This is a genomic window from Clostridium amazonense (assembly GCF_056431285.1).
Genome location: NZ_JBWKMH010000005.1, coordinates 1 through 15,658, shown reverse-complemented (window position 1 = coordinate 15,658; position 15,658 = coordinate 1). Strand labels below are relative to the sequence as shown.

General features: G+C 25.6%; 8 protein-coding genes, 1 tRNA gene, 2 rRNA genes and 1 pseudogene. 1 reads left to right on the top strand and 11 read right to left on the bottom strand.

Features of this window, described 5'->3' with window-relative positions; translation table 11 throughout:
- Positions 1-69: 69 nt before the first annotated feature.
- Positions 70-948, top strand: coding sequence for a DMT family transporter (locus AC07E4_RS02310; protein ID WP_034440113.1), 879 nt, complete (start codon positions 70-72; stop codon positions 946-948).
- A 42-nt stretch (positions 949-990) separates the two neighbouring features.
- Here AC07E4_RS02310 and pepF read toward each other — a convergent pair whose 3' ends face one another.
- The 11 genes and pseudogenes from pepF to AC07E4_RS02255 form a co-directional block, all read right to left on the bottom strand.
- Complete coding sequence (pepF, locus tag AC07E4_RS02305; protein ID WP_430830672.1) at positions 991-2,796, bottom strand: oligoendopeptidase F; 1,806 nt, start codon at positions 2,794-2,796, stop codon at positions 991-993.
- A gap of 751 nt (positions 2,797-3,547) precedes the next feature.
- Positions 3,548-4,483 (bottom strand): annotated as a pseudogene (locus AC07E4_RS02300) (glycoside hydrolase family 25 protein); the annotation flags it as partial.
- A gap of 86 nt (positions 4,484-4,569) precedes the next feature.
- Positions 4,570-5,025 carry a hypothetical protein gene (locus AC07E4_RS02295; RefSeq protein ID WP_430830671.1) on the bottom strand — a complete coding sequence of 152 codons (456 nt, stop codon included), beginning with the start codon at positions 5,023-5,025 and terminating at the stop codon, positions 4,570-4,572.
- A 269-nt stretch (positions 5,026-5,294) separates the two neighbouring features.
- Complete coding sequence (locus AC07E4_RS02290) at positions 5,295-6,668, bottom strand: DUF3298 domain-containing protein (RefSeq protein WP_478215638.1); 1,374 nt, start codon at positions 6,666-6,668, stop codon at positions 5,295-5,297.
- A 123-nt stretch (positions 6,669-6,791) separates the two neighbouring features.
- Complete coding sequence (locus AC07E4_RS02285) at positions 6,792-8,969, bottom strand: cell wall-binding repeat-containing protein (RefSeq protein ID WP_478215637.1); 2,178 nt, start codon at positions 8,967-8,969, stop codon at positions 6,792-6,794.
- A 172-nt stretch (positions 8,970-9,141) separates the two neighbouring features.
- Positions 9,142-11,301: a cell wall-binding repeat-containing protein gene (locus AC07E4_RS02280; protein WP_430830669.1), complete on the bottom strand. Its 2,160-nt coding sequence runs from the start codon at positions 11,299-11,301 to the stop codon at positions 9,142-9,144.
- Positions 11,302-11,457: 156 nt separating this feature from the next.
- Positions 11,458-12,816: a TIGR00366 family protein gene (locus tag AC07E4_RS02275; protein WP_034440107.1), complete on the bottom strand. Its 1,359-nt coding sequence runs from the start codon at positions 12,814-12,816 to the stop codon at positions 11,458-11,460.
- Positions 12,817-14,199: 1,383 nt separating this feature from the next.
- Complete coding sequence (locus AC07E4_RS02270; RefSeq protein WP_034440105.1) at positions 14,200-14,565, bottom strand: PH domain-containing protein; 366 nt, start codon at positions 14,563-14,565, stop codon at positions 14,200-14,202.
- 589 nt (positions 14,566-15,154) lie between these two features.
- Positions 15,155-15,230, bottom strand: a tRNA-Lys gene (locus AC07E4_RS02265).
- A gap of 29 nt (positions 15,231-15,259) precedes the next feature.
- Positions 15,260-15,377 (bottom strand): 5S ribosomal RNA (gene rrf, locus AC07E4_RS02260).
- A 188-nt stretch (positions 15,378-15,565) separates the two neighbouring features.
- Positions 15,566-15,658, bottom strand: a 23S ribosomal RNA gene (locus AC07E4_RS02255); the annotation flags it as partial.

Sequence of the window (15,658 nt, the reverse complement as noted above, 5' to 3'; positions counted from 1 at the left end):
TTATTTGCTATTTTTTAATATTTCCCTAAAACTTAACATTTTTTATTATTACAGAAAGGATATGTTGTTATGAAAATATCAAAAAATAAAGCTTTAATTTCTGATATTGCTCTTCTAATTGTTGCTATTATATGGGGTGGCGGTTTTATTGCAGTTAAAGATTCTGTAAATTTAATATCACCATTTTATCAAATGACATTAAGATTTTCTTTGGCATCGTTATTTATGGTAATATTATTTTTTAAGTACTTAAAACATTTAAATAAAAACTCTATATTTCAAGGTATTATTATAGGCTTTTTTATGTTTTTGGGGTTTGCTCTTCAAACTGTTGGAATTGTATATACAACAGCTAGTAAAAGTGCTTTTTTAACTGCAACATATGTATTACTAGTTCCATTTTTTAATTGGCTTATATTTAAATATAAACCTGACAAATATGCTCTTATAGGTGCTTTTATTTGTATAATAGGTATTGGTATGTTAACACTTCAAAAGGATATAAACATCAATTTTGGTGATATTTTAACACTTTTATGTGGTATTGGGTTTGCTGCTCAAATCATTGCAACTGATATATATGCAAAAAAAACTGAACCACTTAGTCTTACAATAGTTCAATTTATAACTGCAAGTATATTATCATTTATTGTTGCAATTATCTTTGAACCTAAACCAACTCTAAGTATTAAAGTTATGCCTTCAATTTTATACTTGGTGATTTTTAGCACTATGTTATGTTTTATAATTCAAAATATTGCTCAAAAGTATACAACAGCATCTCATGCAGCTATAATACTTTCACTTGAAAGTGTGTTTGGTTCCATTTTATCTATAATTATTTTTAAAGATAAATTTAGTTTAAATATGATTCTAGGTTGCCTATTAATATTTATTGCTATAATAATTACTGAAACAAAGCTTAGCTTTTTGAAAAAGAAATACTAAAAAAAGCGACTAAACATTTTACTAGTTTAGTCGCTTTCTTTTCTAATCTTGTATTTCTTTTTCTAATTCTTCTAATAATTTTTCAAATCTTTCTATAGTATCCTCAAGAGGTTTTGGTGTAGCCATATCTACTCCCGCTTTTTTTAGTATATTTATTGGATAATCACTACAACCTGCTTTTAAGAAATCTTTGTATCTTTCTACATCTTTTTCTGTTCCATTTAATATCATACTGTAGAATGAGTTTGCTGCTGCAAATCCTGTTACATATTGATAAACATAAAAATCACTATAAAAATGTGGGATTCTTGCCCATTCCATATCTATTTCTTCATCTACAATCATTTCTGGTCCAAAATATTTTTGATTTAAATCATGATAAATTTTACATAAATCTTCTGATACCAAACTTTCTCCATTTTCTATTTTTTCATGTGTTATAAGTTCAAATTCTGCAAACATTGTTTGTCTAAACACAGTTGTACGTATGCTTTCCAACTCTTCATTTATTAAGTATAATTTTTTCATTTTATCTTTTTCATTGCTTATTAGATAATTCATAAATAAACATTCATTAGTTATAGATGCAACCTCAGCACAGAATAATACATAATCTGAGTATATATATGGTTGGTTACTTCTTGAATAATATGAATGTATAGAGTGTCCCATCTCATGTGCTAATGTTGATGCATCATTAACTTGATTACTATAGTTTAAAAGCACATATGGCATACTTGTATAACTTCCACTAGAGTATGCTCCACTTCTTTTTCCTTTATTTTCATAAACATCTACCCATCCATTTTTTATACCACTTCTAAATATATCTAAATATTCCTTACCTAATGGATTTAAAGCCTCTACACATAAATCTACAGCTTCATTATAACTTATATTAAACTTAGGTGCATCTATATTTGGAACATATAAATCATACATGTGAATTTCATCTAACTTCAATAATTTCTTCTTAAGTGCTACATATTTATGTAGTACAGATAAATTTTTATTAACTGTATCAACTACATTATGATACACCTCTAATGGTATTTTATTAGGCTTTAATGAGCTTTCAAGTGCTGATTTATAGTTTCTAGACTTTGACATAAATATAAAATTTTTATTTGCAGCAGTATAAGTTGATGCTAATGTATTTTTAAATTTTCCATATGTCTCAAATAACAATTTAAATGCACTTTTTCTAACATCTCTATTTTTGCTCTTAATATAAACTGAGTAATTACCAGCAGTAAGCTCTACATCTTTTCCATCTTCATCTTTTATAGTTCCAAAAACCATGTCAGCATTTGTAAGCATACTGAAAGTATTATATGGTGCATCTAAACAATTACTAACTGATGCTAAAATCTTTTCTTCCTTATCACTTAATACATGTGGCTTTTCCTCTAGTATATCTTCAAGGAACTTTCTATACAATTCTAATCCATCTACTTTTTTTATTACTCCATCTAATTCCTCTTTTGAAAAAGTTAATACTTCTGGAACAAAAAAAGATATTATGCTGGAAAACTCTGAATAATAACTTTTTATCTTATCTAAAATTGATTGATATTTAGAATTAGTTTGATCTTCATCATTTCTTAAATGTGCATAAACATATAAATTCTCTACTAATATAGATGTATCTACAAATTTATTTAAGTACTCTAATAACACTTCACCATTTTTTAGTTTACCTTTATAATTTAAAAGTTCTGGACAAAGTTTTTTAGCTTTTTGAAAATCTTCTTCCCATTTTTCATCACTTTCATACATTTCTTCTACATTCCATTTGTATTTACTTTCAACTTCACTTCTTTTTTTTAATTTTTCTACTCTTTCCATAACTCTCCTCCTAATTTGTACATTAATATTATAAATTCTATACTTTTATAAAATCTCCTCTTATTTTTTTATCTTTGCTTAAAATAGAATAAAAGGTTATTCATTTCTAAAATAACCTTTTATTTTTTAATTATTTATGCTTTTTATGTTTTTTCTTATGATTTTTCTTTCCTTTATTTTCATCTTTATTGCTATAGAAATCTTTTCCATAGTTTAATTCTTCAAAATCACTTCTAAATTTATTTTTGTATCTTGAATTTTCACTATTAGTGTACATATAATCATATTCACAATAATCATCACTTAATTTTTCTTCATCGCCATCTTTTCTTAATTTATAACTATAAGTCCTTGCTAAATCATTGTCTATTTCTCTTTCTAATACATTATAATTTGTATTTTTTATATCATCTATTTCACTATTTAAATCTTCATTATCACTATAATTATATTCTTCTTCTATTTGATTTTCTTCAAATATTTCGTCTAAATTTTTTTCATCCTTTAACTTATATTTGTAAACTAATCCATCTGAATGTCCTCTCATTTGTGTTTTATTATCATATTCATATGGATGATGAATTTTAACAGGATAGTAATATAAATCATCATCTTCATCATAATATGCTTCAAAATGTTCATTTGGCTTTGAATTAAAATAATTTGATTTTCTTATATCACTATGATTTTCTTTTTCTATTTCTTTATTTTCATTAGGTAAATCATAAGAAGTTATTTCACTTCTATTTTGTACTAATACTTTTGCTCTTTCTTTAGAAAAATCTCCACTTTGATCAAAAGCTTCAACTGTTACTTGATAAGTAGCTTTAGAATTAAATGGTTGGCTTAATTTTATAGTGAATTTTGTTGCATTCTTTCCAGCACTGCCTACATATTCTGAATTCAAGAATATATTGTATCCATTTAAATCTTCATCTGTGTTCTTGTTCCAAGAAACATATATATTGTTATTTTGATGATATGCTTTTAATCCTGTAACATTTCTAGGTTGTACTAAATAGTCTAAATTTTTAGGACCATAGTTTAAATCCACTGGTGGATTTACACCACTTATATTTCCAGTTTGAGTAAATTGCCATATTGTCCATCTTGTCCATCCACCTTGATCTTTAGGGTAAAGAGGATTTCCTGGCATTTCAGGATACATAGCTATCCATAATGGCATATCAGATAATATATATCCTTTTTTAGAGTGATAAAAATTATTATATAAGTCTATAAAAAAAGCACCTGTATAGATCATTAAAACCCTTCTAGTTTTTCTTTCAAATCTCTTTCTAAATCTATCAACCCAATCTAGAAGAGCATCTGTAGAAATTGACTTATCTATAGGAGTTTCTATGTCTATAACTGGAAATAATTCACCATAATTTCCAATGCCATAAGCATCTTCTAATGCACCAATAAAATCATCACATTGTCTATCTGCTGTAGTCAAATCATATGATGGCACAGCGTAATGATATCCTCCACTTATTATGCCTACTGTTTTAAATCCTTTTACATAGTCAATAAATTTTCTATCTATTCTAAATCTACCAGTTCCTGATCCTGATGCTCTTGCATAAGCATATGGTGTTTTTGTTGCTAATAATTTATAATCTATGTTGCCTCTATATTCATTTACATCTGGACCAATTATATTTTCCGGACTCCTATTTTGCATATATTCCTCCATAAAATAAATTAATTCACTTATATAATATTATTTTATAGCAAATATTGTTACATTTTATTTAAAATATTAGTTTATTAACCATTAATTACATTATTATCAAATCCATAAAAATAATCTCTAATTTTTTCTAATTGTGTATAATCTTCTTCTTTTATTATCTCAAAAATTTGTTCTGCTAAATCTTGCTGATAATTTTCAAGATTTACTTCCTCTAAATATTGAATTTCAGTACCACCATTTTTTTCAACAAATGAGTATCTGTATATAACTTCTGTACCTGCTTTTTTACTAATAATACCTAATGCTTTATTAGGCAAAAACTCTATAACTTCTGCAGTATTTTTTATTTTATTACTATCATTCAACATTATAAATTTTATTTTACTTCCCTCATTAATTTTTCCTTCTGTTATTAATTCTATATTTATAATATAATCCCAAATGACACACAAAAATCTTAATTCACTAAAAACTGAGAATACATTTTCTAACTTACTTGGGATAAAAATTGAATTTGAAAATTTATACATTTATTACTCCTCCTTGTATAATTTAGTTCAATTATATCACGTTTTACAATTTTTGTAATATTTCTTTTTTTATTAATATTTTCTTAACACTAAATGTTTTTAAACTATTCATTTATTTTACAATTTTATTTAACATATTGTAAAATTTATTGCTACTATCATCATTTGAAAGATAATTTTTTTAAAAATTAAATAGAAAAAGATATTTTCTAGTCCAAGAAAATATCTTTTTTTATTTAATTCTTTATATAATTTTAATATTTACTTATCTACTTTTCTTTAAATACTGGATTTACATTATTATCAAATATACTCATTGGTATATAAAATTTTACATTTCCAAAATCCTTTGACAATATTTCTCCAGCTTCAAACATGACTACTAGATTGCCCCTATATATATAATACTCTTGATTTTCTTTTATGCTTTTAAAATTATAATCATATTTATATTCAGAATTAGAGTTGTTTTTCTCTATTTCTTTTTTAATTATATTGTTTATATTAGTGACATAATCAAAGTTATCCTTAAATACATCTTTTAATTTATAATTTTCACCAGTAGTTAAATCTAAATTATATCCTTTATCATATAATATATAATTTGTAACTGTTCCATCATTTGCTGAATACGTTAAATCTAAGCTTATTATATTATCATTCAAAAAGTAATCTATGTTGTATACAGATACCCCTATTTTAGAACCATTTAAGCTATTTTTACTTTTATTGATAAAATCCTTAATATCATTTTTAATTATTGTATTAATTTTATTTTGTATTATAGGATTTTTCAAGTTCTCCATTTGAGGATAGTATATATATTCATTTATATTATCTTCCACTTTAATTTCTTCATTTTTATTTATCATAACATTATCAACCTTCACACTTATATCTTCTTTTAACATATCTTTTACTTTTGAATATGGTATTGTAAATTCTCTAATACCTGATACATATGGTGCAATATCATATAAGTCATAATATATTATAATTCCATCTTTAGTTAAATAAAACCTTTGATTTATAGGTATTCCATTAATTGATGATGCAACATTATCATAATATAATCCTGGTTCTTTATTTATTTCTTCCTTTACTTCATCTACTATAATTTTTCTATAGTCTACATCATTTTTAAAAAGATCTTTTAAATATATTAAATTTCCAGTATTCATATCAAAATTATATGAATTTTTAAGAATCATATCATGAGCTCCGCCAGTATAATAATATATATTTTCTATAATACTTATTATATTTCTATTTTCATATTCAACCTGAAAATCTGTTTTAAAAGAATATTTTCTAAATTCTCCATCCTTTTGAGCTGTATAATTTTCTTTAGCTTCCTTATTTAACTTTTCCTCTAACTCTAAAATCTCTTTAGATAATTCTTTGTTCATACTTTTTTCTGTTATTTTATTTCCATATTTTATAATGGGAATTTTAATATCAACATCTATATAATCATTAGTATAATTTATATTTTTTGATATTACACTTTGATTATATGGCTGAGCATTTACAAGTCTAGGTGGATTAACTTCCACAGTTGGATTTTTTTCATTTTCATCTAATGCTAAAACATTCATATTTAGCATTAAACAAGCAATTATTATTGACACTATGTACTTCATAAGTCTCTACCTCCTTATTAAAGTTATTGTGTCCAATAATTGTTTGTACTACTCAATAAAATTTATTAAATTTCTAAAAATTAAAAGGCATAAAATTAATTTATGCCTTTTAAATCTCTTGATTTATTTAACAACTATTCCATTCATATTTAGATATTCATCGCTTATTATGCTTTTAGATCCTAATATAGATAGATTTTCTATATACTTATATCCATTTCCTATAGAATCAGAAATAGCTGTATTACTTGATACTGAGTTTGCTAAGATAACTGCATTTCCATTTTTTCCAGCTAAGGCTGCTACAGATAATGCATCTGGATAATTGTTTCCTACTGCTACATAAACATTTTTAAAGTTTATATCATAATAGAATTCTTCAACTACCTTTTGATTTGTTTCATATCTATCTAATCCAGAAATTCTCTTTGGATTAGGTACTTGTGATTGTACATTGTTAGATACAACACCATCTCCACCAATTATATATGTTCTATGGAATTTCTCATCATTTATATAATTTCTAGTTTCATCTAACATACTATCTTTAGGTGTTAATATTATTGGCATATTAGATCCCGCTGCTATTGATGCTATAGATAGTGCATCTGGATAATCTTCCCCTGTTGCTACAGCTATGACACCTCTATGATCTATATGTTTTGCTACTAAGATAGATGTTTCATATCTATTTATTCCACCTATTCTCTCTGTAGTTATATTAAGTTTATTTAGTTGATTTTGTATATTTTCACTTATAACACCTGATCCACCTACTATAAATATCTTAGATGTACCAAGTCTTTTAAGTTCATCTACTAATTTTGTATCTAATGTGTCTTTTCTAGTAAGTAATATTGGTGCATTATACTTAGTTGCTAATGGTACAGCACATAATGCATCTGGATAGTCTTCTCCACTAGCTAAAACTACATATTTTCCTTCATTATCCTTCCAACCTTTTTTACTAATTTCGTAGGCTGTTTCATATCTAGTTAATCCATGAATTCTATTTCCACTTATAGGATCCATAACTTTTACATTACTTTTAGCTACAAATCCTCCATCTTTAGTTGTTACTGATATAACAGCTGTTCCTTCAGATATTGCCTTTACATTTCCATTTGAATCTACAGTTGCAACTGCTGTATTACTACTTGTCCATGTTACTTCTTTATTAGTTGCATTTGAAGGTACTACAGTAGATACTAATTTTTGTGTATTTCCATTAATTAAAACTGTACTAGCTTTATCTAAATTTACTCCTGTAACTTTTGTAACTGGAGTATTGCTTACCCCTAAATGTTGTATTATTCCATCATATATTGAGTTTGCTGCAGCTTGTCTAAATTCACTTGTTTTCATTCTTGCTTCAGCAGATGGATTACTTATAAATTCTAACTCTGCCAAAATTGCAGGCATACTACTTTCTCTTAAAACAAAAAAGTCAGCTTCTCTTACACCTCTATTTACTGTTCCCAAATTTTTTATTAAATTATTTTGAACTTTAGATGCAAAATTTTTGCTTACATTTCCATCATTAGCTTCTATGTAGCTATAAGTTTCTGTTCCAATTGCAGCTGGTGTTGCTGAATTTGCATGTATAGATACAAATACATCTGCACCAAATGCATTTGCCATATTTGTTCTTCCACCTAAATCTGATAATAAATCTGGTCCTATTGCAACATCTGTTGTTCTACTAGCTTTAACTTCTATATTGCTGTTAGCTTCTAATTTCCTTATTACTCTTAATCCTACATCCAATACTACTTCTTTTTCTGTAAGACCTGTTGGTCCTATAGCGCCAGGATCTCTTCCACCATGACCTGGATCTATAAAGACTTTATATTTCCCTCCATTTTTTAGAGTTTCTAAATCACTTTTTACCTCATTACTATAATATGTTATTGGATTATTAAAATCTTTTACAATTAAAGTAAATACATAATTTACACCTTCTGATATACCATATACAGTTGCCATACCATTATTTTTTGCTTCTGCTATACCTTTATCATTGACTGATACTATATTTTTATCAGATGTTAACCACCTTGATACTATATTTTCGTCAATGTAACGATTTAAGTCAGATGTTTCTCCAACTTGTAATCCTAGTGCTTCTATTTCAGCACTATAATTACCATCATACTTTAATATTTCACTTTCAAAGTTATATATATCATTTTCCATAGCAAATGTAACTGTTGGCATAAATGAAAAGCTCATAAAAATGAAAATTAAAATTAGTGCTGATAATTTTTTAATTTTCCTAATATTATTGCTTAGTATTTTCAAAAAATCTCCTCCTTCTTCCTTTTTCTATAAAAACACTCTCCTTAAAATTATAATTTAAAAACTTTTTTAATGCAAAGTTTTTAATTAAATTTAAAAAAATTTTATATTATTTTAAAGCTAATAAAATTTTGATGAATAAGTTAAACTTATTCATCAAAATTTAATTTATACTTTAATTTATATTTAATCCATTTCTTAATAAATACTCATTACTTATTAATTTATCTGTACCTATAACAAATACTTCAGATATATCACTTTTTTTACTTTCAATAAAATTCTTTAGTTCAAAATTGTTTGTATTTCCATCTGTTAGCATTACAGCATTTCTATTTTTACCTGCTAATGCACTACAAGATAATGCATCTGGATAATTACTACCGATAGCTAAATACACATCATTATAATCTATATACTCCTGAAATTCATTTATAATATTTCTATTGGTTTCATATCTATTTTTTCCTGAAATCCTTTTAGTATTTGATAATTGTTTTTCTACATTTAAAGAAACTGCACCTTCTCCACCTATTACATATGTTTTATTAAACTTTTCAATATCCATATAATTTTTAACTTCATTTGGCAAATAATCCTTATTTGTTAAAATTACAGGACTCTTTAAGCTTGCAGCTATTGAAGCTATTGATACAGCATCTGGATAATTATTTCCTGTAACTACAGTAGCTATTCCATTGTTGTTTACTTTTTTAGCTACTAAAATAGATGTTTCATATCTACTCTTACCACCTAATCTTTCAATTTCTAAATTATTTTTTGCAATTTCATCCTCTACTTTTTTTGATATCGCACCTTTTTCACCAATGATAAAAGCCTTTTTTGCTCCCAATCTTTTTATCTCATTTATTAATTCATTACTTATAGAATCTTTTTGACTTAATAATACTGGTGCTTTATATTGAGAAGCTAATGGTACTGCACATAGTGCATCTGCATAATCTTCTCCACTAGCTATTACTACATATTCTGATTCTCCATCTTTCCAACCTTTTTTACTAATCTCATAATTAGTTTTATATCTATTTAATCCTGAAATTCTTTGTGCAACTATATCGTCAGTTACTTTTAAATTTAAACTATCTTCGCATTGACTATCCTCAGATATTGCTTTTATTATAGCTGTTCCTTTGCTAATTGCAGTTATATTTCCACTTTGATCTACCATTGCTACATCTTTGTTACTAGTGCTCCATCTTATTTTTTTATCTGTAGCATTGCTTGGTTCTATTGTAAGTGATAATTTTTCTGATTGTCCCTTTTTTAATGTAAGTTCATGTTTATTTAACTTAACATTTTCTACACTTATATGCTTTTCATTATCTATATTTAAATATTCTAATATTCCCACATAAATAGAATTAGCTACACTTTCCTTATATTCTTCACTTCTCATTTTATTTTCAATTTCAGGGTTACTTATAAAATCTATTTCTGATAAAATTGAAGGCATATTGGTAGAATTAATAAGCACTAAATTATTACCTTCTTTTAACTTTCTATCATTTGATTTTAAATTATTTATCAAATTATTATGCACATATTGAGCTAATTTTTTGCTTTGTATTGATCCAATATCCGTATCATTATATGATTCATAATAATATGTTTCTGTACCATTAACTTCTGGATTTCCAAAAGAATTTACATGTACACATACACATACATCAGCATTAAAATCATTAGCCATTTTAGATCTAATGTGTAAATCTTTATCTTCATCTTTATCAAATTCAACATCAGTAGTTCTACTACACTTAGCAATTATTTTATCATTTTCCTCAAGTCTTTTTAGAACTCTTTTAGATATATCTAATGTAACGTCTTTTTCTTTAAGTCCTGTTGGTCCTGTTGTTCCTGGGTCAATTCCTCCATGTCCTGGATCTATAAAAACCCTATACTTATCATCTGGATTTTTTCTTTCTATTAAATTACTATAGTACTTTTTAGCTTTGAACTCATTGCTAACTATAATTAAAAACTTATATCGTGCTTTACTACTAATTGCATATACATTTGCCGTTCCATTGTTTTTAGCCTCTATTATTCCATTTTCATTTAATGATATTACATTCTTATCAGAAGTTTCCCATTTCAATCCTTGAATTTTTTCATGCATGTAATAATTTAGATCTAAATTTTCTCCAACCTTTAAAGTTAAAGCTTCCATTTTTATTTCTTTATTAACTATATTATTTTCTTTGATAACAGTATTTTCATCTATTCCATAAACACTTAATATACTTGTCATATTAAGTAAGAATACTGTCAAAATTAATAATGAAATTTTTTTTAAATTACTTTTTTTAAACATTTTATTCTCCTATTCTCCTTTTAATATCTTATTATGCTATAATTCTATATTAATTTAGCATTATCCTCTTTTTACTTTTCAAATTATATGTACTAAAAAAAGTGACTAGTACTAACACTAATCACTTTTATTACATAAAATTTATAACTTATATATTTATATAAATGCACAAAGCAAGAATCCCAAAGTTATTATAACTCCTGAATACAATAAATCAACTAGACAATATCCCATTATATCTTTAGCTCCTAATCCTGCTATACCCAATGCTGGTAATGCCCAGAATGGTTGTATCATATTAGTCCATGCATCTCCCCATGCAATTGCCATACAAGTTACTGCTGGTGAAACTCCTAATGCTTGTCCTGCTGGAAGCATTATAGGTGCTTGAACTGCCCATTGACCACCACCTGAAGGAACAAAGAAATTAACTATACCAGCACTTAGGAATGTAAATAGTGGGAAAGTAGTTTTACTAGAAATAGAAACAAATGCTTGTGAAATACTTCCAGCTAAAGATATTCCTGCTGCACTTTGACCAATCATCATTCCTGTTATACCTGCATAGAATGGAAATTGAAGTATTATACCAGCTGAACCTTTTGCTGCTTCTCCAATAGCATTCACATAGTTTTTAGGTGTTTTGTGAAGTAATATACCTAAAAATAGAAATATCATATTTACTATATCCAGATTTAAGTTTACACCATTGTTTATAAAGTAATATATTATATATATAAATCCTAATACACAAAGAATTATAGATATTACTGGACTGTTTTCCACTTTATCTGCTGGAGTTAATGCTGTAACACTTGCAACTTCTTCTTTAGCTTCATCTAATAAAGATGGATCAATCTCAACTACATCTTTTTCACCAGGATGCATAGCTCTATTTACAAGTGGTAATGTTATTAGTAAAACAATTAGAATACATATCATTGCTGGATTAAAAAGTGTTTGACTTGTAGGTATAGGTTTATCAATTACGCCCATTGTAAGTTTTTTAACCGCATCACCACCACCTGATACTGTTAATGGTATAGATCCTGAAAGTCCAGCATGCCAAACTAAAAATCCTGAATAAGCTGAAGCTATTAAAAGTCTATAGTCAACTTTCTTAACTTGTTTAGCTATTTCTTTTGCAAATATTGCACCTATAACTAAACCAAATCCCCAGTTAACCCAACAAGCTATTAATGAAACAACAGTAACTAATATAATTGCTTGAAATTGATTTTTAGGAATTCTAGCTAACTTCTTTAGCAATTTATTAAATGCTGGAGCATTTGCTAAAGCATGTCCCAATACTAATACTAATGCCATTTGCATTGAAAATGCTAATAATGACCAAAATCCATTTCCCCAATGTTGAATCATTGCAAAAGGCGATTGTTTTGTAATGATTGTACCTAGAATAAATACAAGAATAGTAAGTGCCGCTGCAAAAATAAACGGATCTGGTAAATATTTTTGTACCAATTTTACACATCCGTTTGTAAATTTTTTAAACATTTTGATTCCCCCTAATTAAAAATAGTAAATAAGTACATAATAATTCTACTATATTTATATAACTCATAATGTAAATCTTTACATTCGTAATAATAAAAATACTAGTTCCAAATTATATATTAATATAATCTTATTTAACTATAGAATTCCAAATAAAATCTCCCCTTTTGGAATTTGAGTATATGTTTATTAAAACATATCTTTATAAAACTTAAACTATATAGTTAATTTTATATTCTAAATATTTAGAATAATACTTGAATTCTTATTTATTATACTCTCATTTAGTATTACTATCAATTGATAAACTATATACTAAACATTAATCTACATGATTTATTCTGTGTTTATGGCTATATTCAAGATTTTCTATATATTACTATTATTTATATTTAAACTATATATAAGTTTTAAATCAAATGATATACTTCTATTTATGCTCAATTTATAAAATAAATATATTATATCTAAAAAATAAAAAAATATCACTTAAAAGTGATATTTTAAGATTATATTTAATTTTTATACAATTCTAAGTTCAAGATTTAAATAATATGTTTATCAAATAATAATTCTAGAGTTACAAGTTATTCCCATTTTTTATATTTGCAATAAGTAAGTTGAAAATCAAATTTTTACATTCATTGTCCATTTTAAAATATAGATTAAAACTTAGAGTTTAAATTCTCAATTAAAACCTTAGTAACTTTAAAGAATAATACTATTAAAAAATTTTTTAATTAAAGCTTATTTTCTCATATGTATTTACTTAGTTTGAAAAGTTTAAATAAGGGAGTATAAGGTCTTCCTTTCTCCCTTATGTTAACTTTCTACATTTCAAATAGATCAATCTCCTTCTATTGAGTAACCTACTAAATTTTAACACAATTTCATATATAGCTAATATGGCTAATTTAATAATAAATTTAATAATAATTTTTCTAACTTTGTCTTCTACATCATCATAAACCTTAGGATCTTTTATTCATACATATTCTAATAATAAAATTTAATTTAATACAATATATTTTTAAATATATTAAGTATTAAATATCTTGTAGTGTCTTCATATTTCTTATTATAATTTATTAATATTAACTAGGTCTAATACATAACTATTTTTAAATTCACCTATACTTTTAACTTTCTTATTATAAAAAATGATTACTTTATCATATTATTTAGACCTATACTTATAGGAAAAATAAGAATTCTAAAAAAGCATTTAGTGATTTTAATATATTAACTTAGATTTATAATATATTAAAATTTAAAATTTAATTCTATAAATTAAATAGTATTTCTTATACTCTATAAGATTTATTTATAGTTATATATCTTATATATTTTATATTTATGCTTTAAAAAGTCTACTTATTCCTACTATTTATTTTTTATTTTTCCTTTTTTATCTTTTATATAATTAACAAATCCTTTTATGTCTTTTCCTTCTACATACTTCATTGTGCAAGAGTTTTTCTTATTATGAAAAAATATTCTATATCCAAGTTTTTCTTCATTGATCTCCACATTATATATATCCTTATATTCAATGAAATCATCATATACCTTAAAAAATCTTTTTCCTAAAAATCTTACTTTTTTATTGGTTGCAACTAATATACCGGTTTTTAATGAACCTTTTCCATTTATATTTCTTTCCAAAGCTCCATCTACATAATTTATTATCTCTTCCCCATCTTCCAATCTTTCTTTTACTAAACTTAACAAATTTTCTATTCTACCCATAATAAAAAACGTACTCCCCTCTTTAATACTTAGATTATATAGTTTTAACCTAATGTTTTATACTATATACTAAGTTTTATACTTAAAATATATTATATAGGGTTCCAAGTTAAAATTCAAAGTAATCTCTTTCTCAAATGATACTAGAGATATTACAATTTATTACTATATTTATATTTGGAACCAGTTGACAATTGAAAATTTACAATTGTCAGTTATGGTTAATATTACTCATTTCATTCCTAATATTTAAAAAAACTACGTTTTTATATTGTTTTCAATTAATTTGCTCTGCAAATTTAATAAAAAATCATTCTTTAAAATTGGAAATCTAATTTTTACATTCATTTTCAATCTTCAATTAAACTAATTAGAATTCTCAACTTTAAGTTATTCAAATATTAAATGATAATAATGTTAGTAAAGGAAACATGACTTATTTAAATAAGTCCTATTCCTTGATGAAATAAAAAAGTTTTTCAATTGATAAATGTATTATTTAAACTTCAAACTTAGAATCCTATATTGTAACCAATTAAAAACTGTAAATTTCTATACAACAAAAAAACTCAGCATAAATGCTGAGTTTTGGTGGCTCACCGGGGAATCGAACCCCGGACACCATGATTAAAAGTCATGTGCTCTACCGACTGAGCTAGTGAACCATAATGGTCAAGTTACCTTGACCTATTCTACCTGGCGACAACTTACCCTCCCACACAGCTTCCCATGCAGTACTATCAGCGTCTTAAGGCTTAACCTACCTGTTCGAAATGGAAAGGGGTGTTACCCTTAAAACTATAATCACCAGATAAAGACGATAATACTAAAAAAATTTGTTTATTTGTTGACTTGTTGACTTTTACGGATTATTTGTTTTTTTAATATTATCTAATAATATGTTAACCATACCATTTATTTTAATTCATTTCTATAAATAATATATAGAAATTATTAGAAAACATAATTTGTTCTCTGAAAATTGCACAGTGATTATCTTTAGGTCAAGCCCTCGACTTATTAGTATGAGTCAGCTGAACATGTTACCATGCTTACACCCCTCACCTATCAACCTGGTAGTCTTCCAGGAGTC

Excerpts from the sequence above, each read along its gene's own strand:
- pepF (WP_430830672.1), bottom strand. The coding sequence starts at position 2,796 with ATGGAAAGAGTAGAAAAATTAAAAAAAAGAAGTGAAGTTGAAAGTAAA.
- AC07E4_RS02275 (WP_034440107.1), bottom strand. The coding sequence starts at position 12,816 with ATGTTTAAAAAATTTACAAACGGATGTGTAAAATTGGTACAAAAATAT.
- AC07E4_RS02270 (WP_034440105.1), bottom strand. The coding sequence starts at position 14,565 with ATGGGTAGAATAGAAAATTTGTTAAGTTTAGTAAAAGAAAGATTGGAA.
- AC07E4_RS02290 (WP_478215638.1), bottom strand. The coding sequence starts at position 6,668 with ATGAAGTACATAGTGTCAATAATAATTGCTTGTTTAATGCTAAATATG.
- AC07E4_RS02310 (WP_034440113.1), top strand. The coding sequence starts at position 70 with ATGAAAATATCAAAAAATAAAGCTTTAATTTCTGATATTGCTCTTCTA.
- AC07E4_RS02280 (WP_430830669.1), bottom strand. The coding sequence starts at position 11,301 with ATGTTTAAAAAAAGTAATTTAAAAAAAATTTCATTATTAATTTTGACA.
- AC07E4_RS02295 (WP_430830671.1), bottom strand. The coding sequence starts at position 5,025 with ATGTATAAATTTTCAAATTCAATTTTTATCCCAAGTAAGTTAGAAAAT.